Below are 25,907 nucleotides of genomic sequence, written 5' to 3' on the forward strand. Positions count from 1 at the left end.
CCGGGAAGGAGGGGCAACGCAGTGCAGGCATTGACGGTGCGGGCTGAAGGTTCGGTCGATCTCCACGTCGGGCTCACCGGTGAAGGACCGGACGTTGTCGTGCTGTCCGGTGGACCCGGCTGCGTGAACTACCTGGAGAGCGATGCGCTGGCGCCCCGCGGTGCGCGCGCGTGGTTTCCCGAACCACGGGGAGTCGGCCGCTCCGGTGGTGGCCCACATGACCTCGCCCAGGCCGTCGCCGATCTCGAAACCATCCGAAACGCAATGGGTGTCGAATCCTGGATCGTCGTCGGCCACTCGTTCGGATCGGATCTCGCCATTCGCTACGCTCTCGACCACCCAGAACGGGTCCGTGCGGTGGTCGGGGTCGCCGGGCACGGACTACACAAAGATCGCACCTGGTCGGCGATCTACACCGCGGCCCGGCACACCGAGGACGAGTTCCAGATCCACTGGGAACCGGCCGTACACGAGTCGCTCAACGCGTCCTTTGTCGACTGGATCCACGAGCCGGAGCTGTTCCGGCGGCTGGCCGACACCGACGTACCCATGACATTTCTGGCACCGGAACAAGACATTCGCCCCGACTGGCCACTTCGCCAGCTCGCGGCACTGGTCCCCCGGGGTCAGTTCCGTGAACTGGCCGGCGTCGCACACAACTTCTGGAGCACACACCCGGCCGAGTGGTGTCAGGTCATCTCATCGCTGTGCCGCGACGCGATGTGAGCCATCTCCTCGGCCCAGGCCATATGTCCTTCGAAGCCAAGCGAATCCGCCGATCTACCGTAGCGATCGACCAACTCTTGGTACGCCACATCGCCGCGGGCCCCGGCCACCGCCGCCCGCCAGCGTTGCACGAGGATGTCGAACACCACGAATCCAGGCTCTGCGGGCAGCGTCTCCAGCCGATCGATCACGTTCACCGCCTCGTCGAGATCGCGGTTCGATCCGCGCGCCACCAACTGCTCGACCAGCGCCGAAGCCGCCACGGCGCGCCCCAACCATTGCCCGGACCCGAACTGGATTTCGACGATGTCGCGCAATGCCTCGATGGCGCTGTCCCGGTCCCCGGTTCGCACCCGCTCCATCGCCAAGGCGACATCGATGGGCACCAGGGCCGGCATGGTGAACCGCTCGCCGATGATCGCGTCGCGCGCCAACTCCAGCAGTTCCACGGCGTGCTCCTGGTCGGCGCCCGCTGTCAGCAGCGCCAGGCCGCGCACGCATCGTGCGGCGACCAGCGCATAGTCGTCCCCGAGTTGTTCGGCCAACGCCAACGTTTCGGCCGTCTCCTGCAGCATCATCGCGTCGACCGGCAACGCCCCGATGGGGCCGCCGATGGTGCCGCAGTACATCAGCAGCACGGCCCGCGCAGCCGGATTGATCTCGCGCAGCAGCTCCAGCGTCGCGTCGACGTCACGCTGCCATCCGGCTTGCCCCAGACAGGCTCGTGCCGTGGCCTGCAGCGTCATCGCGATCAGCAAGGGCGATTCCGTCAGGATGCTGCCTTTGCGCGGATCGCCCTCCGTCAGATCGATCACCCGCTGGGCCAGCTTCACCACATCGGCCATCTCGCCGAGCGCGTACTTGGCGCTCAACGTGGTGTGCAGCAGCGCGACAGTCAGATCCGGATCGTTGATGGCGTCGAGCAGGTCGACGAGTTCGGACGACAGATCCGCGGCCTCGCGGTAGCGGCCGTGGACGGCGAGCGCGCCCACCTGCCCGGCCATACCGATCGCCAGTGACCGCATGTCGCCGGCTTCGACCGCCAACCTGCGCAACTCTTCGAATCCGGTTTCTGCCATGGACCCACCGGATCGAAAACTGGTGCCGGAGATCAGCGCGCGAGGTGCGACCCGCATCGTCGGACGCCGAGGGTCGTCGACCGGCAATCTGTCGGCGACGCCGCATGCTCGCCGCCAGCTGATCCGCGCAGCACGAACGTCCCGGAACCGCGCCCAGTTCCCGGCTCGCATATGCCAGTCGTACGCGTCGGCCAGTTCACCGCCCGCCTCCAGGTGTTCGGCGATCAGGGCGGCATTCTCGTCGCTCGGTTCGATCGCGCCCGCGACGCGCCGATGATGTTCTGCGCGGGTCGATCTCAACTGCGAGCGGTACACCACCGACCGGATCATCGGATGCCGGAACGCGTATTCGGCGCGCGGCGTGAACGCGACCTGATCGACGAGTTCGGCCCTGACGAGCCGGGGCAGGTGATCCGTATCGGCGATCTGGCCCAACAGGTTTCCGTCGAAGCGGTCGCCGATCACCGCTGCCGCGTTGAGCGTGTGCTTGGCTGCCGTGTCGAGCCGGTCGACGCGGGCCGAGATGGCCGCCTGCAGCGTCGCGGGCACGGCGACCTCTTCGGTGTCGCCGGGACAGATATAGCAGCCCCGGCCTCCGGCGAGAACCCCGCGGTCGGCGAGGTCGCGCACGATCTCCAACGCGAAGAAGGGGTTTCCTGCCGCGCGCTCGGCGATCTGGCCCGCCAGGGGTGTCACCGTCCTGTCCCGGCCGAGCAGGTCTGTGATCAACGTGACGGTCTGCTCGTCGTCGAGCGGGGCCAGCGCGATGGTCTGCGAGCCGGGACGGCCGGCCAGCGCACCTTCGTACTCGGGCCGGTAGGTGACGAGAACCAGGGCGGACGACGTGAGGGCCGGCAGCAGCCCATCGAGCACCGCCTCGCTGATCGGGTCGATCCAGTGGGCATCCTCGACGACGTACACGCGCGGTCCTGATCGTGCGGTCGCGACCCCGTCGAACAGCGTGGACAGCCGACGGCGCCGGGCGTCCGGACCGATATCCGGGGCTCGTGACGCCGGATCTCGGATGCTCAGCGCGTCGTCGAGAAGCGCCAGGTCGACCGCCTCGGCATCGGGAAACTGGTGGCGCAGGATCTGGCGTGCCGCAACATCATCGGTCAACCCGTCGACCCCGAACACCGTGCGCATCAATCGCCCGAGCGCGTAAAACGGCACTTCAGCGGCATGCGACTCGCAGGACGTGGAGAACACCGGAACCCCACGGTTCACCGCGACCGCCACCGCCTCGGCGACCAGCCGGCTCTTGCCGATTCCTGGCGGCCCGACCACGCCGACGACGCCGCCGCAGCCACCCGCTGCACGGTCCAACATCCCGGTCAGCGCTGCCAGTTCCCAGTCCCGCCCGACGAGCTTGGCCTCGCCGCGACGGATGCGGGCCTGCTGATGCGCGGCGATACCGATCAGCCTGCGGGTCAACACCGGCTCCTCGGCGCCCTTGATGCATGCCGGCTGAGGCGCGTCCAGTACGACGGTGTGTTCGACGAGTCGCGCGGTCGATTCGCTGAGCATGACGCCGCCTGCCGGGGCTACCGATTCCATGCGCTGCGCCAGCCCGACCTGTTCGCCGACCGCCGTGTAACCCAGCAGCCCCGAGCCGATGCCGCCGGCGATCACCTCACCGGAGTTGAGCCCGATGCGCAGCTGCAACGTCAGGCCGTCGTGGCGGCCGACCTCCACGGCCAGCTTCTGTGTCTCCTGCTGAATCTCCAATGCAGCCAGGCAGGCGCGGAAAGCGTGGTCTTCCAACGCAACCGGAGCGCCGAACAGGGCCATCACACCGTCGCCCGTGAATTTGTCGACCGTACCGCCGTATCGCTGCACCACCGCAGTGCAGTGCTCGACGAGATCGGCCATGATCTCGCGCAGCCGCTCGGCGCCCACCGCGGCGGCGATGCCCATGGACCTGACCACATCCGCGAACAGCACGGTGACCTGCTTGTACTCGGCGGCCGCAGATACCGACACGATCGGAGCGCCGCAGGCATCGCAGAATCGGGCGTCGTCGCGCGCCACCCGACCACACTGCCGGCACGTGATCGCTGTGGTCATCCGATCCCTCTGCCACCGGTCCCCCTCGGCCAGGATAGGACGATGCCACGACTGGGCACGCGTGTTTGGCTTTACATTGAGCACATGCAGAAGCACGCCGGTCGTCGCGTCACCGTGGCAGTTCTCGCCACGGCCCTGTTGAGCGTGGCTCCGGCCTGCGCAGGCGGGCACTCCCCCAGTTCGACGGCGCCGCAAGCCACACAAGCCGATTCAGGGTTCGCCCCGGCGGCACCCGCGCCGAAAGAAGCTCCGGTGCCGACCGAGGCCAACCGCGATGTCGTCAAGACCGCGTCGCTTTCGATCACCGCGCGCGAGCCGGTGGCCGCGGCCGACAAAGCCGCAACGATCACCACCGATGCCGGCGGCCGGATCGACAGCAGATCCGAGGACGCCGGGTCGTCGTCAGGCCGGGCCCATGTCGCGATGGTGCTGCGGGTGCCGGTCGCCAAGCTCGACAAGACCATCGACGGCCTCAAGGGGCTGGGGACCGCCGAGACGGTCGAGGTCCGATCCGAAGACGTGACCGCCACCCGCGTGGACCTCGATGCCCGCATCACGGCGCTGCAGACGTCGGTCGACCGGCTCCTGGGCATCATGCGCGACGCCAAAGACCCCGAGGCACTGATCAAAGCCGAGGAGGCCCTTTCGCAGCGGCAGGCGGACCTCGACAGCTTGCGGGCCCAGCGCAAGCAGCTGGGCGAGCAGATCGACTACAGCACGGTCAATCTGGACATCACGGCCGAGCAGGTGGGTGGCCCGTCCCCGCAGCGCTATCACGGGTTCTTCGGTCAGGTCGAACGCGGCTGGGACGCGCTCGTGGCGTTCGCCTCGGGGGCAGTGATGTTGTTCGGCCTGTTCCTGCCGTGGCTCGCGGTGCTGCTGGTGTTCATCGGGGTGCTGCTCGGTATCGCGCGACTGCTCAAACCGCGCGTTCGCGAATCAGCGCCGCGGGAGACTGGTCCCGAGGATGGTGAGCTCTAACGCGAGCGCCGTCCCGCACACCACGACCAGGATCGCAGAGGCCACCCAGTCCCGCTTCTCAGGGCGTGACGGCGCGGCGGAGATCTGGCCGGCACCGCCGCGGGCCGTGATGGCATCACCCATCTCGTCAGCACGGCGCAGGGCCGCGGTGATCGCGGCGGCGAGCAGATCGATCATGTCGGCCACCCTCTGCCGCCGCCGCGCCCGGAATGTCTCGGCGCGCTCTTTCGGGCGCAGGCGCCGCGCCGCGTACAAAGTCCGGAACTCGTCGATCAGCATCGGAAATGCGCGCAGCGCCAACGCGATGGTCACGGCCCAGTCGTCGACCGGGATCCGCAGCATCCGCAGCGGACGGCCCAAGGTGGCGACGGCCGGCGCGATATCGGACACATTGGTGGTCCACGACACCATGGCGCCGAGGCCCAGCAGGACGATCGACAGCGCCGTGACGCGCAGGAAGTTGAACAGCCCGCCCAGGCCGATCTGCATCGAGCCGACGTCGATCACGGGCGTGCCGCCGGCGAAGGTCGCCGTCAACGCGCCCAGCGCCAACAGAATCCAGAGCCACACCGGGATCGACGGCAGCGTCCCACGCGGTATGTGGGCGAGCCGGGCCACCACGAGCACCAACACCGCGACGAACGCGATGGGCACCCAACCGGGATAGAACGTCAGCAGCACCCCGATCCCGGCGACCGCGAGAAGCTTGGTGCCTGCCCACAATTCGTGGATCACGCTGGTGCCCGGCACGGGACGCAACAGCACCACGGGTTTGCGTTGGGTTCTGGTCGGCGCCGTCACAGCGCACCTCCTGCGGCCGTCGGGGCGAGCGCGAGCTCGCCCGCATGCAGATGCAGGGTGCGCGGACACAGCTCCTCCAGGCCGGAGAAGTCGTGGGAGATGACGACGACCGTGAGGCCCGTATTCCGTCGCAGGTCTTCCAACAGCCGGACCAGCCCGCGCTGACTAGCCGCGTCGAGACCGGCAAGCGGCTCGTCGAGGATGAGTGCCCGCGGTTTCCGCGCGAGCAGCCCGGCCAGCACCACGCGGCGCATCTGCCCGCCCGACAGTTGGTCGATGCGGCGTTTCCCCAGCGCCGGATCCAGCCCGACGGTGCTGAGCGCGGAAGCCACCCGATCGGTGTCGTCGGCCGAGAACCCGCCCGCGGAGGCCAGCTCGCGTTCGACGCTGCTGCGCATCAGCTGTAGCCGCGCGGCCTGGAACGAAAGCGCCACTGCGCCCACCTGCTCCGACACAGGGGCACCGTCGAGCAGGCATTCGCCGTAGGTGGGCACCGCGAGCCCCGCCATGATCCACGCGAGCGTCGACTTGCCGGAACCGTTGAGGCCGTGGATCAGAATGCCGTCGCCCTCGTTGACGGTGACCGAGATGTCGCGCAAAGCCGTTTTCGCCCAAGGGGTTCCGCTGGCGTACTCGTGGCCGACGTTGCGAAGTTCGAGCACCGGTCGACCACTGGGATTTCCAGCGTGGTGACCTGCGGCGTGCACGGCGGCAGTGGGCACCATGTCCGTGTTGTCCGCGGCCCCGCCGTTGCCACTGAGGTCGATGGTGCGGTCGGCGGACGCGGCCTCGGTGTTGTAGTGCGTGATGTGGACCAGCGACATCCGGTGGTGTTGGGTGAGGCCGGACAACACGTTCATCAAGGTATCGCGGCCGTGCTGATCGACCATGCTGGTGACCTCGTCGGCGATCAGCAGTGACGGTTCATGCGCCAGTGCACCGGCCACCGCCAACCGCTGCAGCTCGCCGCCGGACAGGCCCCCGGTGTCACGGTCGCCGAACCCGCCGAGGCCGACCTCGGCCAGCAGCCGGTCGACATCCACGGTGGCGCCGGGCGGCAGCCCCCACACCACATCGTCGGCCACCCGGGTACCCAGCACCTGGCTCTCGGGGTGCTGCATGATCACCGCGGTGCCGCCGATGCGGCCCAGCCCGACACTTCCGGCCCGCGTCACGGTGCCGGAAGACGGCTCCCTGCCCGCGAGAATCAGCATCAAGGTGGTCTTGCCCGAGCCGTTGGCACCCGTCACCGCGACGTGCTCACCGGGTTGCAGTTCCATGGACAACGGCCCGAGCGCGTCGTGGTCGATGCCCGGGTAGCGGAACCGGACGTCGACCAGGCGTGCGGGCACGGGGGCGATGGGTTCGGTTTCAGCCGCGGCGTCGAGCTTGTGCACGTCGGGGATTCCGGCCAGCCGAGTCAGCACCCGGGACAATGCCCACCACCCGATCAGGCTCACGAACGTGATGCTCCAGATGCCCAACACCAGGAACAGCAGGGGCCACCAGTCGAGCAGTGTCGCGAAGCCGTTCTTGAACGGCTCGGCGAACCCGTCGAGAACCGGGATGCGGGCCATCACCGCGGCAAGGCCGTCGATATTGGCGGTCATCGAATCGAAGATCAGGTTGCGCAGCCGCGACAGCACGGTCAGGGCGAGCACGGTCATCGAGCCGAAGATCGCACCGGCGATCACCGCCCACACGAGAACCGTGGGAGTGCCCCTCCCGCGGCGTTTGACGATGCCCGTGAGACCGCCGATGTAGGCGCAGTCGAGCACCGTCATCATCCCGCCCATGCCGGCGATCAGGAACGCGATGGTGGCACCGGCCACGGTCGCCGCGAGCAGGACGCGCAACCGGTAGCGGTAGGCGAGCAATCCCATCGGCACAGTGCCCAACAGCGACAGCCCCGCGGCGAACGGCACCACCACGGCGATGATCGCGGTCGCCGCGCTCAGGGCCGCCATCACCGACGCCTGCGCGAGCTCTCCCGGGGTCAGCGAGCCCGCACGTCTCGGTGGGCTGGCTGATCCGGTCGCAGTCATTTCTCGATTCTGCCAGCCGGTATCGCCGCTGCTGGTGGGCCGTGGTGTGACAGCCCCCACCCCACCGCGGGTCGACTGCATAGGGAAACTATGTAAGTATGGACGTATGCCGACTCCAACCGCCGAGCATGCCCCGGCGACACCGAAAGCCGAACTCGGCGCAGATCTGCTCGCGGTCGTCGCGCGGCTGAACCGGCTGGCAAACCAACGTACCCAATTGCCCCTGCCCTGGGCGCAGGCCCGGCTGCTGTCGACCATCGAGGACCAGGGTGAGGCCCGGATTTCCGACCTCGCCTACCTCGACCACTGCTCGCAACCCACCATGACCACCCAGGTGCGTCGTCTCGAAGACGCAGGCATGGTGTCGCGGACCGCGGACCCGGGCGACGCGCGCGCGGTCCTGATCCGCATCACCGACAAGGGCCGACAAACCCTGAACCAGGCGCGGATTGACCGCGCCGCCGCGATCAATCCGCGGCTGGAGCGGCTCGCACCCGAGGACCGCCAGACACTGGCGGCCGCCGTGGACGTCATCCGGCGGATTCTCGAGGACCGCGACGAACCCGCGTTGCCGACCGAAATCCAGAGATAGGAGTTCTGCCTTTATGTGGCGCCAACCCAAAGCAGTTTGGGCCGTAGCCTTTGCGTCCGTCGTGGCGTTCATGGGGATCGGGCTTGTGGATCCCATCCTCAAACCGATCGCCGACAACCTCAACGCCTCGCCGTCACAGGTGTCGCTGCTGTTCACCAGCTACATGGCGGTGATGGGCGTGGCGATGCTGATCACCGGCGTGGTGTCGAGCCGGATCGGACCCAAGCGCACCCTGCTGCTCGGTCTCGTGGTGATCATCGCCGGCGCAGGTCTGGCCGGGATGAGCGACACCGTCATGGAGATCGTCGGATGGCGCGCACTGTGGGGGCTGGGCAACGCCCTGTTCATCGCGACCGCACTGGCCACCATCGTCAACTCCGCCAAGGGCTCTGTCGCGCAGGCGATCATCCTGTACGAAGCCGCGTTGGGCCTTGGCATCGCCGTCGGGCCCCTGGTCGGCGGCGTGCTCGGTTCGATCTCGTGGCGCGGACCGTTCTTCGGGGTTTCGGCGCTGATGGCCTTCGCTCTGGTGATCACGGCGTTCCTGCTCCCCGCGACACCGCGCGCCGAACGCGCCACCACGCTGGCCGACCCGTTCCGCGCCCTGCGCCACCGCGGTCTGCTCGGTGTCGCGATCACCGCGCTGCTCTACAACTTCGGCTTCTTCACGCTGCTGGCCTTCACGCCCTTCCCGCTCGACATGACCGCCCATCAGATCGGCCTGATCTTCTTCGGCTGGGGCGTGGCGCTCGCCTTCACCTCCGTGGTGGTCGCGCCGCGGCTGCAGCATCGGTTCGGCACCGTGCGAGTGCTCATCCTCAACCTGCTGGCGTTCACCGCGGTGCTGGTCGTCATGGCGGTGTGGACAGATGCCAAGGCGGTGCTGGCGTCCGGCGTCGTGGTAGCCGGACTCTTCATCGGCATCAACAACACGCTGATCACCGAGACCGTGATGAAGGCAGCGCCCGTCGAACGCGGCGTCGCCTCGGCGGCATACAGCTTCCTGCGCTTCAGCGGGGCCGCCGTCGCACCATGGTTGGCCGGCGTGCTCGGCGAGCAGGTCAACGTGCACCTGCCGTACTGGGTCGGCGCGGGCGCGGTGCTCCTCGGCGCGGGCGTCCTGTTGCTGACGCGCCCGCATCTGCTGGGCATCGACGTCGAAGAGGACGAACTCGACGAGCTCACCGACGAGGCCACCGCCGTCACCATCGGCAGCGACAGCTAGGTTTGCTCCACCGACCCCGAGTTCGACGTAAATGTCGTAATTCTGCGCATCCAGCGACATTTACGTCGGATTCGGCGCGCAACGCCTACATCGCGAACAGCACGAACTGCGTGGTCTGCGTCGGCGAGAAGTTGTCGTCACTCACCAGGATCACGCTCTGGCGCCCGTCGACGAGCCTGGGCCCCAAGGTGATTCCCTCGATGTTGTCGAGCGGGCTGAGCCCGGGCGTGGTGGTCAGATCCGCCAGTAAGGTCTTCGACAGCTCCGACGATCCCGCGATTACACCGGCCCGGTAGATGCGAACGGCCGTGTGGGTGCCGTAGCCCCGCTCGATCACCAGGAACGTCGCGTCGTCGAGGGCCACCAGATCCGAGAGGCCGTTGTCGCCACCCGGTCCAGCACTGACCGGGTCCAGCGGGTAGCGGTATTCGGCATCGGCGACACCCGTGTCGACGTCGTAGCGCGTGATGCGGGTCGATGCACCGTGCTGCTCGTCGGGCGAAGCACCGTCCTCAAAGATCGGGCCTTCCATCGCCGCCCACAGGTGGCGACCATCTGGGGTGAGGGAAAGGCCTTCCAGGGCACTGTTCTGGCGTGCGCCGTGCTCGCTGTCCGACATCCGCAGCTGCGGCGGCAGATCGAACTCCCCCAGATACCCGCCGTCCAGTCCGGCGATCCGCACCCAGGGATCCAGCCGGGTGCCGTCGTCACGGCGCTCCCCCTCACTGGTCCAGTACAGCCGTTGCCTGCGTGCGTCGAACGCGATGCCTTCGGGGTCGGGCGGCACAACCGGTGGTTGCGCTGCGGTGTCCAACGGCGCGAACGGTCGCCCGTCCCGATCCAGCCATGGCCGCGTGCTGACGAACTGGACGTCGTCGATGCCGTTGTCCGACAGGGCGATCCGCGCGGTGTAGAACCGAGCGGGATTCTTCGCCGATCGGTCGTCGCTGACGAGGTAATACAGCCCGGTGGCCGCGTCGTAACTGATCCCCGACAGCCCGCCGATCACCGTGCCGTCGAACATCGCTGCGTGCGGCACCTGGCGCTGTCCGAGGTATGCGAAATCCGGTGCCGCCTGTGCAGATCCACATGCCGACAGGGTCAGGGCACCGGCGAGCAGTATTCGACGCAGCATCAAGTGGTGACGGTACCGATCAGGGTGCCGACCGCATAGGTCGCGGCGATCGCGATCGCGCCGAACAGCAACTGGCGCCCGGCGGCAATGGCCACCGGTTTGCGCGTGAAGCGGGCCGCCAGCCCGCCCGCGATCAGCAGTCCGACGCCGCCACAGGCCAGGCCGGCCCACAACGACTCGAAACCGAGCAGGTACGGGATCAGCGGAATGATCGCGCCGATCGCGAACATCACGAACGACGACACCGCGGCGATGCGCGCCGACGGCTTCTCGCCTGGATTGACGCCGAGCTCCTGCACGAGATGAAAGTTCACCGCGCGGTGCTCGTCCTGATGGATCTCCTCGGTGGCCTTGGCGGCCGTCGCCTCCGACATGCCCATCTTCATCAACATCGCCACCAGCTCGGCCTGCTCGGCCTCCGGCTGCTTGCTGAACGAGCGCCGTTCCACGAGCACCTCGGAGTCGATCTGCTCGTTGGCCGTCGTCACCGACGTGTACTCCCCCAACGCCATGGAGAACGCGCCGGCCAGCAATCCGGCGACACCGCTGAGTACCACGGTCTGCGCACTCGCGCTGGCGGCCACACCCGCGATCAGTGCGGTGTTGCTGACGAGCCCGTCCATGGCGCCGAACGTCGCGGCGCGCAGCCACCCGCCGGTCACGTCAGCGTGTTTGTGGTCGATCACATGGGGCAGGCCGGTGGGCGACAGCGGCTCGGGCCGATCGGTCATGTGCTCGATTCAACGCCCGTCCGATTCGACCGTTCTACTCAGGTTCACCTGCGTAGGGCCGGCCACAGGTTACGGTCGGGTATGACCACCACTGCCGAGCATCTTCGCAACACGCTGGACGGTCGTTGGCGCGACGCCAAGAACGCCATGCGGGCCGAACTGTCCAACGAGATCTTCCGGCCGCACTACACCCCGAACACCGTCATCGCGCGCGCCAAAGTGGCTGAGCAACTCAAGATCATGGCCGCGGCGGGCGCGGCCGAGGACGGATTCCGCAAAGAGCACGGCGGCAACGGCGACGTCGGGGCAGCCGTCACCCGCATCGAGATGCTCGCGATGAGCGACCTGTCGCTCATGGTGAAGGCCGGTGTGCAGTGGGGCCTGTTCGGCGGCGCGATCGAGAACCTCGGGACCGAACGCCACCACAAGGCCTACGTGCGCCGGCTGATCGACCTCGACCTGCTGGGCTGTTTCGCGATGACCGAGACCGGTCACGGCAGCGACGTGCAGTCCCTGGAGACCACCGCGACCTACGATCCCGAGGCGCAAGAGTTCGTGATCCACTCCCCGACCCCGACCGCCCGCAAGGACTACATCGGTGGAGCTGCCGAAACCGCCAGGGTCGCAGCGGTTTTCGCCCAGCTGATCACCCCGGACGGCGAAGGCCACGGCGTGCACTGCTTCGTGGTGCCGATCCGTGACGACATGGGCAACGACATGCCCGGCGTGACGACGTCGGACTGCCACTACAAGGGCGGACTGCCCGGCGTCGACAACGGCCGCATCGTGTTCGACAACGTGCGGGTTCCGCGGGAGAACCTGCTCAACCGCTATGCCGACGTGGCGCCGGACGGCACCTACAGTTCACCGATCGAGAACCCGGGCCGACGCTTCTTCACGATGCTGGGCACGTTGATCCGCGGCCGCGTCACAGTCGGTGGCAGCGCCGCGGCCGCCGCGCGGGTGGCCCTCGACATCGCCACGCGATATGCGTTGGAACGCAGGCAGTTCGAGGTGCCCAAGAGCCACGACGAGGTGCTGATCATGGACTACCTGGTGCATCAGCGCCGGCTGCTGCCGTTGATCGCAAAGTCCTACGCCCTGCAGTTCGCGCAGAACGAGCTGGTGGCCAAATGCCACGAATTGCAGACGTCGGACAATCCCGACGCCGAAGAGCAACGCGAGTTGGAGGCGCGTGCCGCGGGGCTCAAGGCCGCCAACACCTGGCACGCCAGCCGTGCCATCCAGGAGGCCCGCGAAGCCTGCGGAGGCGCGGGCTACCTCGCGGAGAACCGGTTGATCGCGTTGCGCGCCGACACCGACGTGTTCACCACGTTCGAGGGTGACAACCACGTGCTGACCCAGCTCGTGGCCAAGGAACTGCTCACGGCCTACGCCGACGACGTCAAGAGCATGAGCCCCGTGGACTGGGTGCGCTTCGCGGCCAACTTCGCCGGGGAACGCGTGCTGAAACGCACTGCCGCCGAGACGATCATGCAGACCATCCTCGACTCCCGCCAGGACAACGAGGAGGAGGGCAGCCTGTTCAACCGCGGTACCCAGGTCAAGATGTTCGAGGACCGCGAGGAGTACATGCTGGCCTCGGTGGCCCGGCGGCTGCAGGGCAAGGCCAAGGAGATGTCAGCGTTCGACGCGTTCAACGCGGTTCAGGATCACGTGCTGCATGCCGCAAGGGCCCACATCGACCGGATCATCCTGGAAGCGTTCGTCGCGGGCATCGACGCCTGCGAGGACGACACGGCCCGCGGACTTCTCGAAGACGTCTGCGACCTGTATGCGCTGTCGGTGATCGAGGAGGACAAGGCCTGGTTCATCGAGCATCGGTTCCTGTCCACCGAACGCGCGAAGGCGGTCACCCGGGGCATCAACGAGCGCTGCCGCTCGTTGCGGCCGCACGCCGAGACACTCGTCGACGGATTCGGCATTCCCGAGCAGTTGCGTTACGCCGCGATGCTCGACCCCGCCGAACTGGTCAACGGTTAGGGGCGGGGATGGGGTCGACGGCAACGAGCTTGCCGTCGTCCCCGACCCGGAACCGCACCGTCGCGATACCCGTGGGGCAGCACGGCGGATCCTGGCCCTGCTGCCACTGATAGTTGACGACGACGGTGTCGTCGGCGTTGGTCACCACGTTGATGTAGGGCCGCGGCTCCGGGGTGGCGGGGCCCAGCGGGGTCTGCCGATCGAAGAACAGCAACTGTCCCTCGCTGTTCGGTTGCGGATTGGTCTGGGCGACCTGAACCCAGTACAACCGGCAATTGCTCGTGTGCCCGTCCTTGACCTGCTTCCACTCACCTTGCTTCGGAGCGGGCAGCTTGGCGATCTGCTGCGCCACCGTATCGGCGCTGGGCCCGTCGCTCGGCGCGCACGTGTCCGCCTTCGGCGGTGGTGCGGACGGAGGGCTCCAGCCGCAGCCCGCTGCAACGAGCCCGACGAATGCGACAGAGGCGATCAGCCGAGGGTGCACGCTCTCGAGCCTAGCGAATTCCGCCGCGAACCCGGGCGCCACGCGCGGATCCCGTCACCGCGCGTCGCGCATCGATCAATCGTTATTTCGAGAATCGCAATTCGTATTTCTCATCGGGGCTCGCAACGCCCGAAACGGTGAGTTCACCCCGCGCGTCCGCATAATTTCCGGTGCCGCCGGTAATTGCCATGGTAAAGGGCGCCAGGGTGTGCGGACTCAGACTGCGGGCGAAGACCTGCCCCTCGTCGAGGTGAATGGTCAATTCACAGTAGGTCATCGGATTGTCGGGCGTGACGTTGGTGAAGAAGCAGGCCCCGCCGTCATAGCCGACCTGTTTGCCGTTCACCGAGAGAATGTCCGAAAAGACGTCCATATCACCCACATCCATGCCCGGCTTGCCAAAGTCGTGCTTGGCCACCTGATCGTTTTTGACCTCGAGGGTCAACGTCTCGGGTTCGGGCCTGGCCTCGGTGTCCGGCGCCTTGGCGACGAGCCACGCACCGATCCCGGCCACCGCAAGTACCGCGACTGTCGATCCGGCGATAACCGTTGTCTTCGATAGGGCTGCCACGCGTTCCTCCCGGAAATACGAATAAAAGTCGTGCCCTTTCTGGCACACGAATAACAATGCGTCAGACCGCACGGGAGTGTCCAACATCGAAATATGCTGACTGTTATCATTTTCGGTTATGGAACTGCGGCAGCTGGAATACTTTGTGGCAGTCGCAGAAGAGGGAAGCTTCACCAAGGCAGCGGCCCGCATGCACATCGCGCAATCCGGGGTGAGCGCCCAGATCCTGCAATTGGAACGCGAACTCGGCCAGCGCCTGTTCGACCGGACCCGGCGTTCGGTTCAGCTCACCGACGTGGGAACCGCCGTGCTGTCCCACGCGCGGGCGGCCCTGGCCGCCGCGGCGGGGGCGCGACAGGTCGCCGACGAATACCGGGACGTGCTGCGTGGTCATGTCAGTGTCGGGCTGGCGGCGTCGTCATCGTTTGCCTTCGACCTCACCGACATGCTGGCGAAGTTTCACCGCGACCATCCGCTGGTCGAGATCTCGCTGCTGGAGGCGGCCACCGACATACTGATCGCGGGACTGCTCGACGGCAGTCACGACGCAGCGGTCATCGCGCCACCGCTCGACCCACCACCCGAACTCGGCCTGGAGCTGGTCGCCGACGAAGCCTTGGTGGCAGCGGTGCGTCCGGACGACCCACTGGCGGCCAACGATGCGGTCACCCTCGACGATCTCGCCGGCCGGCCGCTCATCACGTTCTCGCCGATGATCGGAACCCGCAGCACCATCGACGCGGCGTTCGCCGCCGCGGGGGTGGAAGCCCGCATCGGCATCGAGGCCAGCGATCCCAGCGTGCTGGCCGAGCTGGCCGCGGGCGGCCTCGGCGTCGCGCTGGTGCCCGAACCGTATGCACGCGCCCGGGAGTCGACGTTGCGCACCTTGCCGATCGTCGGCGTCGAACTTCGCGGATCCCTTGCGCTGGCGTGGAATAGCGCCCGGCGGCCGAGCCCGAGCGCACGGCGGCTCGTGGAGTATGCACGCGAGTCGCTGCGGTCCAAATACAGCCGCTCCGACTGACCCGCGGGCGATACAGTGACTGCGCTGCCACCGATCGAAGGAGATGCTGATGGCGTGGTTCCTGGCCATGGAAGGCCCGGCCAACAAGGCGGTTCTCTACCAACTGCAAGAGACGGTTGATGTGGACAAGATCGCCGAAGAGATGGTCAGCTCGGCCACCCTGGACCGTGCCGTCGCCGTACCGGCGGTGCTGCAGAACAACAACCATCAGCAGGTGACGGTTTACGTCCGGCCCGCAGCGTGGGGAATGTGGACGTTCTATCAGCTCACCGAGGAGGAGCGGAAAGCACTGGCCTCGGCCACCAATCCACTCGTGGAGGCGCTGGCCCAAGCAGCCCGCCAGAAACAGGCGAAGAAGTAAGAAGAGGTAACCGGCACGGCCGTCAGGCTTCGCTCCTGGCCGCCGTCTTCGGTGGCCACCAGCGCGGTCGGGTCTGCCGAGCAGTGCGGGTCGGCTGACTACGACCCGCTTCTGCTCCCCCGGCTGGACTCGAACCAGCAACCCTTCGGTTAACAGCCGAATGCTCTGCCAATTGAGCTACAGGGGACTGCCTTGGCGCGGATCTCCTCCGCGGCCGAGCGTTGACTCTAGCGTACGGACCGCCGTGCCCGCCAATGCACTCCCGGACGGGCGAGTCGGACCGTCGGTGAGGCAGGATGGAGCCACACATTCGTTGGCTGGGAGGAACGCTTTGATCCGCTATGCCGCCGTGATCGCCGTCGGCTACGTGCTGGGCGCGAAGGCAGGTCGACGACGCTACGAACAGATCGCCAGCACCTACCGTGCGGTGACCGCCAACCCCGCGACCAAGGCGGTGCTCGACGCCGGTCGCCGCAAGATCGCCAAGCGGGTGTCACCGGACCCGCACTTCACGACGTTGACACCCATAGACGCAGAAACGTCGGTGTACTCCACGCAGGAGCGCACCGACGCTTCGAAGAAACGCGACTGGGGCGTCGGCTAGCCGATGCCCTGATTGATGGTCGTGCCCGGCAGCAGCGGCCCGGTGTACACACCGCCGCCCGACGGCCCGTAGCCGAACGCCGGGGTTCCGATGTTGGTAGGCGCGCCGTTGGAGTACGACAGGCACTTGCCGTCCTCCTTGTTGCCGAACCACGCCAGGCAGGCCGGGCCGGCGTTGACCTCGGTACCAGCCTGCGGAGCCGTGGCCGCGAAGATGGCCGGGGCCGCTGCGGCCGTCACCGCAAAAGCGCCAATCGCGGCGAATCGCCGCATCCGGGTGCTGATCAATGTCACCGGCTTGCCTCTTTCATATCTGTCCGTGGGTCCGACCGCGGCTCCACCATATCGTGATGTGAGCTGCTACGCAGTGAGGTCGTCGCCGCTGGCCTGCTCCAGCAGACTGCGGCGATACGACTCCATGGCCACCAGGTCGCCGAACAACGCGTGATATTCGTCGCTGTTTTCCACCGGCGACATGCGCTGCAGCTTGGATTTGACCTCGGCGATCTGCCGGCCGACCCACACCTCCTGCAGGCGGGCCAGCACGCTGGCGATGTAGCGCGGCAGGTGCTCGTCGTTCTCGACGTTGATGGCCTCGACCCCGAGCTCGTTGACCAGGCTGGCCGCCGCGGGTGAGGACGTCTGGGCGCGGACGGCCTCGATCCACTCCGCGCCGGAGATCCCCGCGGCAGTGCCCCCCGCCGCTTCCATCGCGGCGCGCACCGCTGCGTAGCCGGGGTGGGTGAAGCTGTCCACGGTCAGCGTGTCGAACACCGGCCCCGCGAACGCCGGGTACTGCAGACCGGCTTTGAGCGCCTCACGCTGCGGCCACAGCGTGGGATCGGCCGGGTTGGGGCGTTGCACCGGAGGGGCCTTGGGGCGCGCCTGCGGCTCGGCGGGCGCGCGTCGCCCGTCACGGCGACCGCCGCCCTTGGTGGCTTCCTCACGGACCCGGTTGATCACCTGCCCGACGTCATCCCAGCCCACCCAGCCGGCGAGCTGCCGGGCGTATTCGTCGCGCAGTGTCGGATCCTTGATCCGGGCCAGCATCGGCACGCACCGGCGCAGCGCGGACACTCGCCCCTCGGCGTTGTCCAGGTCGTGTTCGGCCAGGGCGCTGCGAATCACGAACTCGAACAACGGGGTTCGCCGCGCCACCAGGTCACGCAGTGCACTGTCGCCGGAACGCAGCCGCAGATCACAAGGATCCATACCGTCGGCCGCCACCGCCACGAAGGACTGCCCCGCGAGGTTCTGCTCGCCCTCGAAGGCCTTGACCGCGGCAGCCCGGCCCGCGGCGTCGCCGTCGAACACGTAGATCAGTTCACCGCGAAAGAAGTTGTCGTCCATCATGAGTCGGCGCAGCATCGACAGGTGCTGCTCACCGAATGCGGTGCCGCACGACGCCACCGCGGTGGTCACGCCGGCCAGGTGCATGGCCATGACGTCGGTGTACCCCTCCACCACGACGGCCTGATGCCCCTTGGCGATGTCACGTTTGGCCCGGTCCAGGCCGAACAGCACCTGCGACTTCTTGTACAGCACGGTTTCGGGTGTGTTGACGTATTTGGCCTGGTTCTGGTCGTCGTCGAACAGGCGGCGGGCGCCGAAGCCGATGGTCTCCCCCGACGACACCCGGATGGGCCACAGCAGCCGGCGGTGGAACCGGTCCATCGGGCCGCGTTTGCCTTCGCGGCTCAACCCGGCCGCTTCCAACTCCTTGAACTCAAAACCCTTGCGCAGCAGGTGCTTTGTCAGCTTGTCCCAGCCCGACGGCGCGAATCCGCAGCCGAACTGGGCGGCCGCGGCCGCGTCGAAGTTGCGCTCGGTGAGGTATTTGCGCGCTTCCGCGGCCTCGTCGGACTTCAGCTCCTCGGCGTAGAACTCCTGGGCCGCGGCGTTGGCGGCCAGCAACCGGCTGCGGCTGCCGCGGTCGCGCTGCACGTTCGTGGTCGACGCGCCGGTGTAGGTGACGGTGTAGCCGATCCGGTCCGCGAGCAGCTCGACGGCCTCGACGAAGTTGACGTGCTCGATCTTCTGGACGAAGGCGTAGACGTCGCCGCCCTCACCACAGCCGAAGCAGTGGAAGTGGCCATGGTTGGGCCGCACGTGGAACGACGGCGACTTCTCGTCGTGGAACGGGCACAGGCCCTTGAGCGAGTCCGCCCCGGCCCGGCGCAACTGGACATAGTCGCCGACCACGTCCTCGATGCGGATCTTTTCACGGATGGCCGCGATATCGCGATCAGGAATCCGGCCGGCCACCGGCTTAGTCTATGCGGGCGCGAAAGACGCGTTGAACGGGTTTGCCTGAGGGGGCGTCGGTGAGCTTTGGCGGATATGGCGGTTCTTCAGCGGACCCGTTCGGCGGGCAACCGTCCGGCGGTGGATGGTCCGGTCCGCCTACCTATCAGGCACCACCTCCTTCGCCTCCGTCACAGCAGACCAATCCGCTGGCGACGCTGTCGATCGTCTTCGCGTTCCTGTTCGCACCCGCGGGCGTCGTCCTGGGCCACGTGGCGTTGTCCCAGATCAAGCGTCTGCATCAAAAGGGGCGGGATCGGGCGATCATCGGGCTGGTGCTCTCGTATTTCATGATCGTCGTCGTCGTAGCCGCACTGGTGGTGGGGGCTGCTCTGCCCACAGACGAGCCGACGTCGGCCGTCGCCGACGCCACGACGAGCGCCGCTCCTGTCAACGGAGCCACGACAACCGAGGCGGCAGTACCGGTAACCGGCGCCAACTTGACCGACGTATTGCTCAATGGCGGCGAACTAGCAGCATTGCTGGGTCAGAGGTTCAAGCCATCCGCCGATCATCGACTAGTGGGAGCGCTCGACGCCATGCCCAATGCATTCCCCGACGAAGCCACCGCGTCACCCCACGAGTGCATCGGCGCCACCCATGTCACCCAGCGCAGCACCTACGAAAGCAGCAGCGTCCAAAATTTCGCATTCGAGGACTGGTGGACTTCGGATATCGGACCGGTGCTCGCGGTGACAGAAGCCGTCGTGGTCCTCTCGTCCCGAGCCGAGGCAGAAGCTGCGTTCGACAAGTTCGCCCAGCAATGGCAAGCGTGCGAGGGTCGCACCGTGACACTTCTGGCCGCGCCTACGTCAGCGAGCGGCGGCCACTACGTCGTTACCGCCAACGCTGTGCAGGTCGCTGATCACGTCCTCTCAGCCGTACTGGCCAGCGACCACAGCGACGGCGGATCGGCCAGGGCAAGCGCACGCACGCTCGGGGTCAAAGGAAACTGCGTCGTCGAAGTCGAAGTGTCTATGTCCGGCGTCGCACCGGGGAAGGATCCGATGTCAGGTCGCGACACCTCGGGAATCGATGTAGCCAGGGCTATCCTCGCCCGCATCGCCTGACCAGGGAATGTTGGTGACCGCAGCTCGCAGGTCACGGGCGGTTTCGCGTACGCGATATGGTCACGCGCATGAGTCTCGGGGCCCGACAAGATTCATTCGTCGCTCGCCCCGGCGGGCGGCGCGTGGCCTACACCGCCTACGGCCCCGACTCCGGGGCTCCGGCGCTGTTCATGGCCGGTGCGGGTTGCGGGCGACGAATGTCGTTCGGCCACAAACATCTCGACGACTACGGCATTCGGCTGATCTCCGTCGACCGCCCCGGTCTGGGCCTGTCCGACCCGGATCCGAACAAGACCTTCGACAGTGTCGCCGCGGACTTCGCCGCGGTGATCGACACAATCGTCGGCCAACCGGTTCCCGTGGTCGCCAACTCGCAGGGCGCGCCGTTCGGCCTCGCACTGGCTGCCACCGGCCGGGCATCCAGCGTCGTGCTGGTGTCCCCGATCGACGACCTCAGTTATCCCGCGGTGGCCACACAATTGCCGGCAGCACACCGCGAATTCGTCCACGCGATCGCTGCGGACCCGGACGGTGCGATGCAGGATCTGTCGGCATACACCGCCACCGCACTCTTCGACATGATCATGGCGGACTACCCACCGTCTGACCGCATCGTCTACGACGATCCAGAGTTCCGGGCGATGTTGCGTGCCGCGCTCGCCGACGGTTTCCTGCAGGGATCGGCTGGATACGCCCGCGACACCGTGCTGGCCACAACTCCCTGGCCGACCTACCTCATGACGCCCGGGGCGGACGTGCACGTGTTGTTCGGCGCCGACGACCGCGTGCACTCACCCGATCTCGGCGCCACCTTGACCGGGCGGATCGCCGGGGCGACGCGCACCACTGTCGAGGGCGTGGGTGGCGCGTTGCTGTGGGCGCGCGCAGACATGGTGTTGAGCAGGCTCCGCTAGCGCTCGAATGTTGGCTTGTGTTCGAGTTTTCGCTGGAAATTCGCACGCAAGCCAACGCTCCGGCGCGGGGCTATCCCAACGGGCGCGGCGACCGGGCCTCGTGAACCCGCTCCAGCCTGCTCTCGGTGTAGGAAGCGATCTGGTCGATCACCACCCGCAGGCGCGCGCCGTCGTCGGCGGCCGCGGCGAAGTCGGGCGCGAACTGCGGGTCCAGGCTGCTGGGCGCCTGTGCCCACAACGTCAGCGCGACCTCGTGCACGCGGGTGCGCTGATCGGCCTGGACCTGCAGATGCTGGTGGTCGGACATGATGAACTGCAGCGCCAGCATCTTGAGCACCGCGACCTCGGCGCGCACCAGGTTGGGCACGGCCAGATCGGTGTCGAACCGCCGCAGCGGACGGTTCCCGGCGACGGCTCGCGTCTCGGTGATCGCCGCGTTGGCGAAGCGGCCGACGAGCTCACTGGTCAGCTGTTTGAGCGCGACCGACGCAGCGACGGTGCCGTCGTACTTTCCGACCGCGGCGACCACGGGCACCTGGGACAGCCGCTGCGCGGCCTCCAGCAGCTCGTCGTGGGTCACCGTCGGGAAGACGCCCACCCCGAGCCGGGCCAGCGAATTGGCCGCATCGGCGTCGGCGAGCACCCGCAGATCGATCCGCCCGGAGATCACGCCGTCCTCGACATCGTGGACCGAGTATGCGACGTCGTCGGCCCAGTCCATCACCTGCGCTTCCAGACACAGCCGCTCACTGGGCGCACCGAGGCGCACCCAGTCCGCGGCCGGGGCGTCGTCGTCGTAAAAACCGAATTTCTTGCGGCCGTCGGATCGCTGCCACGGGTATTTGGTGACGGCGTCCAGCGCGGCCCTGGTCAGGTTCAGGCCAGCCGAATGCCCCTCGGCATCAATGACTTTGGGTTCGAGTCGGGTGAGGATGCGGAAGTTCTGCGCATTGCCCTCGAAACCCCCGAACGCAGCAGCGATCTCGTTGAGCGCGCGCTCCCCGTTGTGCCCGTAGGGCGGATGGCCGATGTCGTGAGCCAGCCCGGCCAGGTCGACGAGGTCGGAATCGCACCCGAGCCCGATCGCCATGCCGCGACCGATCTGCGCGACTTCCAGCGAATGCGTCAGCCGGGTGCGGGGCGTATCCCCCTCGCGGGGCCCGACCACCTGCGTCTTGTCCGCCAGCCTGCGGAACGCCGCGCTGTGCAGAACCCTGGCCCGATCCCGCGCGAAGTCGGTGCGGTGCACGTTCTCGGTGCCGGGCAGGGCGGCAACCTTCGGCGACTCGACCACCAGGCGTTGCCGGTCGAAGTCGTCGTAGAGGTCGTGCTGCTCCGCGTTCACCGAGGCACAGTCTGCCAGGACACGCCGCTCCGACCGTGCAGCACATTAGATTGACCGTCATGCGCATCGCCCGTCTGCTGCCCATGCTGCTCGCGATTCTGATGGCCGCACTGCTCGTTGCCCCCAGCGCCGCGGCCGAACCGCCGCTGCGGCTGGCGACCCAACTGACCGACAACGCCGGCGTGCTGTCAGCGCCCCAGCGCGCAAATGTCCAGCGTGCCCTCGATCAGCTCTACGAGAGCAAGCGCATCCAGCTGTGGGTGGTGTTCGTCGACGACTTCTCGGGCCAGAACTACGAGGATTGGGCACAGAACACGATTCGTGTCAGCGATCTCGGCGACGACGACGCCCTGCTCGCGGTGGCGACCCAGGATCGCGCATTGTCGTTCCAGGTGCCCGACACCGTGCCCGGCGGCAACTCCCGCGCCGGCGACATCCGGCGCGACAGCATCGAACCGGCACTGCACCGCGACGACTGGGCCGGCGCGGCGATCGCGGCCGCCAACGGGCTCAAAGCCGATCCTCCTGCGAGCCCGGGCATGTCGTGGCCCGCGCTGGTGATATCCCTCGGCGTGTTGCTCGTGCTGGCCGGGCTGTTCTGGTGGTGGATGCGGCGGCGGCGCGCGAAGCGTCGCAAGGCCGAATTCGAGGCCGCCAAACGAGTGGATCCCACTGATCCCAATGCCCTGGCCGGCGTGCCACTCGATGCGCTCGACGAGTTGTCGCGCTCGATCGTGGTCGACGTCGACAATGCGGTGCGCACCAGCGCGGCCGAACTCGAACTGGCCGTCGAGGAATTCGGCCCGAAGCAGACCGAGCCGTTCAGCCGCGCGGTGACCAACGCGAAAACCACGCTGGCGCAGGCGTTCAACGTGCGGCAGATCCTCGACGACGCGGCGCCGGAGACCCCGCTGCAGCGGCGCGATCTGCTGACCCGCGTGGTGGTTTCGGCGGCCAAGGCCGACCGGGAACTGGAAACCCAGAGCACGGCGTTCGAGCAACTGCGTGATCTGTTGATCAACGCGCCGACGCGGCTGGACACCATGACGCAGCAGATGGTCGACCTCACGGCGCGCATCGAACCGTCGCAGCGGACCCTCGACGACCTGCACAAGCAGTTCGACGCCACCGCACTGGGCTCGGTGGCGGGCAACGTCGACGCGGCCAAGGAGCGGCTGGCGTTCGCCGACCGCAACATCACCACAGCGCGCAACCTGGTCGCGCGGCCCGCAGGAGACCAGACCGGGCTCGTGGATGCCGTGCGGGCCGCAGAATCGGCACTGGGTCAAGCGCGCACGCTGCTCGACGCGGTGGACAGCGCGGCGACCGACATCAATCGAGCCGTCGCGGGCCTGCCCGCCGCGATCACCGACATACAAGCCGGCATCGATCAAGCGAATTCGCTTATGGGACAGCCGGATACGCCACAGGACGAGGCACTGACCACGGCGCGAGACGCCGCGGCCGAGGCTGTCGCCGAGGCGCGCGCCAAGGGAAACGCCGACCCGCTCGGCACCTTCACCCGGTTGACCAAGGCAGACGCGGATCTGGACCAACTGCTGGCCACCGTCCACGAACAGCGGGAGGCCGCCGAACGCCTGGCCCGCAGCCTCGACCAGGCCATCGTGACCGCGCAGTCACGGATCAAGGCGGTGTCGGACTTCATCGACACCCGGCGGGGCAGCATCGGCCCGGAGGCGCGCACCCGGCTGGCCGAGGCCGCGCGCCAGCTCGAAGCCGCCGAGGCCAAGAGGTCCAGCAACCCCACCGAGGCCGTCGCGCACGCCAACGGCGCGTCGACGCTGGCCGCGCAGGCTCAGGGGCTGGCCAACGACGATGTCCGGGCCGCGCAACGGTCGTACACGTCGCAGAGCTCCGGCGGATCGGACATGGGCGCAGTGCTCGGCGGAATCATCATCGGCAACATCCTCAACGGAGGCTTCAGCGGAGGATTCGGCGGCGGCTACGGCGGCGGGTTCGGTGGTGGCCGCAGCATGGGCCGGCCGACGTCCTACGGCGGCGCGTCACGTTCGTCGGGCCGCAGCTACAGCGGTGGCGGCGGCCGGTTCTGACGCCGCACTGGGCCGGGCCTGCGCCAACTCGGCGAGGTGCTTGAGTGAGTTGTCCAGGTGCTGCGGATCGAACGGCGGAAACTGAATGTTGTCGCGAATGGCCTGCGGCACCGCCGACCAGTCGTACGTCAGGGTGATCTCCGTGCGGTCGGCGCCGAGCGGCTTGAGGTCGTAGCGCCAGATCCAGCCGCCGAAGTCGAGGTTCGCGTCGTCGTCGCCTTGGCCCGGGAGCCACGCGATGGCGTGCGGCGGCTCGAAGACCTCGACCCGGTTGGCCATTTCGTAGTGCATACCCCCGTAGTTGTCGTGGTACATCGCCATCCGGAAGACCTGACCGGCTTCGGTCAGCGGCGTTCCGTCGAGCGACTCCCGCACCCAACCGGTGCCGTCGATCGCCTGATGGGTGGTCGGGTCGGCCAGCACCGCGAACACGGTTTCGGCCGACACGTCGATGGTGCGTGCTGTGCTCAAGGATTCGTCCGTCATGCATGTACCGACCGAAGGCGTCTCTGAAACTCATCGGAGACGCGACTCAACTCCTGGGCTGATCGACCAGCGCTACCTCGGGCGTCGGTACCGTCGTGCCGTCCTTGCGGCGGAAGCCGATGCCGACCGGGTCACCGGTGTCCGCCTCGACGAATCGGTAGTCACTGCTGTAGCTGCGGGCCAGGTGGACGTGACCCCACTGTCCGATCGCCGCAAGGACGGGAATCAGATCGTGCCCGGCATCGGTCAGCACGTAGCGGCTGCGGGTGCGGTCGCCGGGCTCCTGATAATCGACGATCTCGAGGATTCCGGCCGCCACGAGTTCGGACAGCCGGGCGCTGAGCACGTCGGACGCCACGCCGAGGCGTTCGCGGAACTCCGAGAATCGCGACCTTCCCAGCAGTGCTTCGCGAATGATCAGCACAGTCCAGCGCTGCCCGAGCACCGACATGGTGCGGGCGATCGGGCAGGCATCGTCGGACCACGAGGCAGTGCGCATGCTCACATTCTATCTGAGTTGGGAATCCAAACTCAGCCTGCTAGCTTGACGTGAGTGACGTTCGCGCGGCCAACCGGCCGCGTCCCGCCACGGATAGTCGAACCAGTTCGAAGGAGAATCGAATGTCACAGCAGATCGAGGGCGCAACGGCGGTGGTGACCGGCGGCCAGCGAGGCCTGGGCAAGGCGATCGTGGACGAACTCCTCGCCCGCGGTGCCGCCAAGGTCTATGCGACGAGCCGGCGCCCCGAGCCCAGTACCGACCCGCGGGTGGTCGTCGTCGAAGCCGAAGTCACCGACGGCGATTCGGTCGCCAGGCTGGCCGAACTCGCGAGCGACGCCACGATCGTGGTCAACAACGCAGGAGTCACGGGCGGCAAGGCGCTGCTGACCGACGACCTCGACGAAATCCGCTCGGTGATCGAAACCAACCTCTTCGGCCCGCTGCGGGTGACGCGCGCGTTCGCCCCGCAATTGGCCGGGGGCACCCTCGTCAACATCGCATCGGTGCTGTCGTGGCTGCCGGGCTTCGGCGCCTACGGCATCTCGAAAGCCGCCCTGTGGTCGGCGAACAACTCGCTGCGCCAGGAGCTCGCAGCCCAAGGCACCGACGTGGTCGGCGCGTACCTCGGCTACACCGACACGTCGATGGTGGCAGATCTCGACGTCCCCAAGAACGATCCCGCCGACGTCGCCCGTCAGATCGTCGACGGGATCGAATCCGGTGCCGCCGAAGTGCTGGCCGACGAGCTCACCCGGCAGGTGCGCGCCGGCGTGTTCGCCTGAGCG

24 protein-coding genes and 1 tRNA gene are annotated in these 25,907 nt (G+C 67.5%); 12 read left to right on the forward strand and 13 right to left on the reverse strand.

Annotated elements, in window-relative coordinates:
* Nucleotides 1-21: 21 nt before the first annotated feature.
* Nucleotides 22-726 (forward strand): alpha/beta fold hydrolase, encoded by a 705-nt coding sequence (locus G6N67_RS37075; protein ID WP_230021644.1) that lies wholly within the window; start codon nt 22-24, stop codon nt 724-726.
* Here the strand turns inward: G6N67_RS37075 and G6N67_RS37080 are convergent.
* Nucleotides 690-3,872, reverse strand: a complete 3,183-nt coding sequence (locus G6N67_RS37080) for an ATP-binding protein (protein WP_051579319.1) — start codon at nt 3,870-3,872, stop codon at nt 690-692. The two genes, G6N67_RS37075 and G6N67_RS37080, sit on opposite strands and share 37 nt — an antisense overlap.
* Nucleotides 3,873-3,956: 84 nt before the next feature.
* On the opposite strand from G6N67_RS37080, the gene G6N67_RS37085 reads away from it, so the two are divergent.
* Complete coding sequence (locus tag G6N67_RS37085) at nt 3,957-4,853, forward strand: DUF4349 domain-containing protein (protein WP_036442910.1); 897 nt, start codon at nt 3,957-3,959, stop codon at nt 4,851-4,853.
* On the opposite strand, the gene G6N67_RS37090 is transcribed toward G6N67_RS37085, so the two are convergent.
* Both G6N67_RS37090 and G6N67_RS37095 read right to left on the reverse strand, forming a co-directional pair.
* Nucleotides 4,812-5,654: a CbiQ family ECF transporter T component gene (locus G6N67_RS37090; protein ID WP_036442908.1), complete on the reverse strand. Its 843-nt coding sequence runs from the start codon at nt 5,652-5,654 to the stop codon at nt 4,812-4,814. The two genes, G6N67_RS37085 and G6N67_RS37090, sit on opposite strands and share 42 nt — an antisense overlap.
* Nucleotides 5,651-7,699 carry an ABC transporter ATP-binding protein gene (locus tag G6N67_RS37095; RefSeq protein WP_036442906.1) on the reverse strand — a complete coding sequence of 683 codons (2,049 nt, stop codon included), beginning with the start codon at nt 7,697-7,699 and terminating at the stop codon, nt 5,651-5,653. The genes G6N67_RS37090 and G6N67_RS37095 overlap by 4 nt, the downstream gene beginning before the upstream one ends.
* A gap of 106 nt (nt 7,700-7,805) precedes the next feature.
* Between G6N67_RS37095 and G6N67_RS37100 the strand changes: the two genes are divergently transcribed.
* Together G6N67_RS37100 and G6N67_RS37105 are read left to right on the forward strand one after the other, a co-directional pair.
* Entirely contained in the window at nt 7,806-8,291 is a 486-nt protein-coding gene (locus G6N67_RS37100) for a MarR family winged helix-turn-helix transcriptional regulator (protein ID WP_036442904.1), read from the forward strand.
* 13 nt (nt 8,292-8,304) lie between these two features.
* Nucleotides 8,305-9,516 carry an MFS transporter gene (locus G6N67_RS37105; RefSeq protein WP_036442902.1) on the forward strand — a complete coding sequence of 404 codons (1,212 nt, stop codon included), beginning with the start codon at nt 8,305-8,307 and terminating at the stop codon, nt 9,514-9,516.
* A gap of 85 nt (nt 9,517-9,601) precedes the next feature.
* Here G6N67_RS37105 and G6N67_RS37110 read toward each other — a convergent pair whose 3' ends face one another.
* Complete coding sequence (locus G6N67_RS37110) at nt 9,602-10,651, reverse strand: esterase-like activity of phytase family protein (RefSeq protein WP_036442900.1); 1,050 nt, start codon at nt 10,649-10,651, stop codon at nt 9,602-9,604.
* On the reverse strand, nt 10,651-11,382 hold the full coding sequence (locus G6N67_RS37115; protein WP_036442898.1) for a VIT1/CCC1 transporter family protein: 732 nt from the start codon (nt 11,380-11,382) through the stop codon (nt 10,651-10,653). Before G6N67_RS37115 ends, G6N67_RS37110 begins: the two co-directional genes overlap by 1 nt.
* 81 nt (nt 11,383-11,463) lie before the next feature.
* Between G6N67_RS37115 and G6N67_RS37120 the strand changes: the two genes are divergently transcribed.
* Nucleotides 11,464-13,386 (forward strand): acyl-CoA dehydrogenase family protein, encoded by a 1,923-nt coding sequence (locus tag G6N67_RS37120; protein WP_036442896.1) that lies wholly within the window; start codon nt 11,464-11,466, stop codon nt 13,384-13,386.
* Here the strand turns inward: G6N67_RS37120 and G6N67_RS37125 are convergent.
* Entirely contained in the window at nt 13,376-13,870 is a 495-nt protein-coding gene (locus G6N67_RS37125) for an LppP/LprE family lipoprotein (RefSeq protein WP_036443418.1), read from the reverse strand. The two genes, G6N67_RS37120 and G6N67_RS37125, sit on opposite strands and share 11 nt — an antisense overlap.
* 82 nt (nt 13,871-13,952) lie before the next feature.
* A complete protein-coding gene (locus tag G6N67_RS37130) occupies nt 13,953-14,528 on the reverse strand; it encodes an allene oxide cyclase barrel-like domain-containing protein (RefSeq protein WP_131524882.1) in 576 nt (191 codons plus the stop codon).
* Nucleotides 14,529-14,559: 31 nt separating this feature from the next.
* Between G6N67_RS37130 and G6N67_RS37135 the strand changes: the two genes are divergently transcribed.
* A complete protein-coding gene (locus G6N67_RS37135) occupies nt 14,560-15,465 on the forward strand; it encodes a LysR family transcriptional regulator (protein WP_036442892.1) in 906 nt (301 codons plus the stop codon).
* Nucleotides 15,466-15,514: 49 nt separating this feature from the next.
* Nucleotides 15,515-15,826, forward strand: a complete 312-nt coding sequence (locus G6N67_RS37140; protein ID WP_036443415.1) for a hypothetical protein — start codon at nt 15,515-15,517, stop codon at nt 15,824-15,826.
* Nucleotides 15,827-15,940: 114 nt separating this feature from the next.
* On the opposite strand, the gene G6N67_RS37145 is transcribed toward G6N67_RS37140, so the two are convergent.
* Nucleotides 15,941-16,013 (reverse strand) — tRNA-Asn (locus G6N67_RS37145).
* Between the two features lie 144 nt (nt 16,014-16,157).
* Here G6N67_RS37145 and G6N67_RS37150 point away from each other — a divergent pair.
* On the forward strand, nt 16,158-16,430 hold the full coding sequence (locus G6N67_RS37150) for a hypothetical protein (RefSeq protein WP_036442890.1): 273 nt from the start codon (nt 16,158-16,160) through the stop codon (nt 16,428-16,430).
* Here G6N67_RS37150 and G6N67_RS37155 read toward each other — a convergent pair.
* Both G6N67_RS37155 and dnaG read right to left on the reverse strand, forming a co-directional pair.
* Entirely contained in the window at nt 16,427-16,702 is a 276-nt protein-coding gene (locus tag G6N67_RS37155; protein WP_036442887.1) for a DUF7155 family protein, read from the reverse strand. The genes G6N67_RS37150 and G6N67_RS37155 overlap by 4 nt on opposite strands.
* 87 nt (nt 16,703-16,789) lie before the next feature.
* Nucleotides 16,790-18,694: a DNA primase gene (dnaG, locus tag G6N67_RS37160; RefSeq protein WP_036442885.1), complete on the reverse strand. Its 1,905-nt coding sequence runs from the start codon at nt 18,692-18,694 to the stop codon at nt 16,790-16,792.
* Between the two features lie 59 nt (nt 18,695-18,753).
* On the opposite strand from dnaG, the gene G6N67_RS37165 reads away from it, so the two are divergent.
* Nucleotides 18,754-19,803: a sensor domain-containing protein gene (locus G6N67_RS37165; RefSeq protein ID WP_036442882.1), complete on the forward strand. Its 1,050-nt coding sequence runs from the start codon at nt 18,754-18,756 to the stop codon at nt 19,801-19,803.
* Between the two features lie 68 nt (nt 19,804-19,871).
* The gene (locus G6N67_RS37170) at nt 19,872-20,717 is read left to right on the forward strand and encodes an alpha/beta fold hydrolase (RefSeq protein ID WP_036443412.1); all 846 of its coding nucleotides are present in this window, start codon (nt 19,872-19,874) and stop codon (nt 20,715-20,717) included.
* 70 nt (nt 20,718-20,787) lie between these two features.
* On the opposite strand, the gene G6N67_RS37175 is transcribed toward G6N67_RS37170, so the two are convergent.
* Entirely contained in the window at nt 20,788-22,062 is a 1,275-nt protein-coding gene (locus G6N67_RS37175; RefSeq protein WP_036442881.1) for a deoxyguanosinetriphosphate triphosphohydrolase, read from the reverse strand.
* 59 nt (nt 22,063-22,121) lie between these two features.
* On the opposite strand from G6N67_RS37175, the gene G6N67_RS37180 reads away from it, so the two are divergent.
* Entirely contained in the window at nt 22,122-24,134 is a 2,013-nt protein-coding gene (locus tag G6N67_RS37180; protein ID WP_036442879.1) for a TPM domain-containing protein, read from the forward strand.
* Here the strand turns inward: G6N67_RS37180 and G6N67_RS37185 are convergent.
* Nucleotides 24,087-24,620 (reverse strand): SRPBCC family protein, encoded by a 534-nt coding sequence (locus G6N67_RS37185; RefSeq protein WP_036442876.1) that lies wholly within the window; start codon nt 24,618-24,620, stop codon nt 24,087-24,089. The two genes, G6N67_RS37180 and G6N67_RS37185, sit on opposite strands and share 48 nt — an antisense overlap.
* A 46-nt stretch (nt 24,621-24,666) precedes the next feature.
* Nucleotides 24,667-25,119: a winged helix-turn-helix transcriptional regulator gene (locus G6N67_RS37190; RefSeq protein WP_036442874.1), complete on the reverse strand. Its 453-nt coding sequence runs from the start codon at nt 25,117-25,119 to the stop codon at nt 24,667-24,669.
* Nucleotides 25,120-25,241: 122 nt separating this feature from the next.
* Between G6N67_RS37190 and G6N67_RS37195 the strand changes: the two genes are divergently transcribed.
* Nucleotides 25,242-25,904, forward strand: coding sequence for an SDR family oxidoreductase (locus tag G6N67_RS37195; RefSeq protein ID WP_036442873.1), 663 nt, complete (start codon nt 25,242-25,244; stop codon nt 25,902-25,904).
* Nucleotides 25,905-25,907 lie beyond the last annotated feature (3 nt).

The sequence above is a fragment of the Mycolicibacterium mageritense genome (assembly GCF_010727475.1).
Classification (GTDB): domain Bacteria; phylum Actinomycetota; class Actinomycetes; order Mycobacteriales; family Mycobacteriaceae; genus Mycobacterium; species Mycobacterium mageritense.